The sequence below is a fragment of the Massilia genomosp. 1 genome (assembly GCF_011682185.1).
GTDB classification, from domain to species: Bacteria; Pseudomonadota; Gammaproteobacteria; order Burkholderiales; family Burkholderiaceae_D; genus Telluria_A; species Telluria_A rubra.
Map to the genome: position 1 here is coordinate 1 of NZ_WHJF01000528.1, position 291 is coordinate 291.

The 291-nt window shown below is 61.9% G+C and carries 1 pseudogene; it reads left to right on the forward strand.

Going from position 1 to position 291, the window contains the following annotated elements:
- Window positions 1-291, forward strand: a pseudogene (locus F1735_RS34785) (IS1380 family transposase); the annotation flags it as partial.

Below are 291 nucleotides of genomic sequence, written 5' to 3' on the forward strand. Positions count from 1 at the left end.
TGGAACGTCTGCCGTCGGGCAAGTTCGACAGCAACGACGCGATCATGCATCTGGCGATGTTCGCCTATAACTGCCTGCGCTTGCTCGGCCAGCTTGGTTTGACGGGTGAGATCTCGCCGGTCAGGCATCCCGCGAAACGTCGTCGTTTGAAAACGGTGCTGCAGGAAATCATGTCCCGGGCGGCCAAATACGTCGAGCATGCGCGCCGACTGGTGCTTGACTTCGGGCGCACGGCTAAGATGCACGCCGGCATCTTCTGCGCCCTGCAAGCGCGTCTGTCGCGTCTGGGGG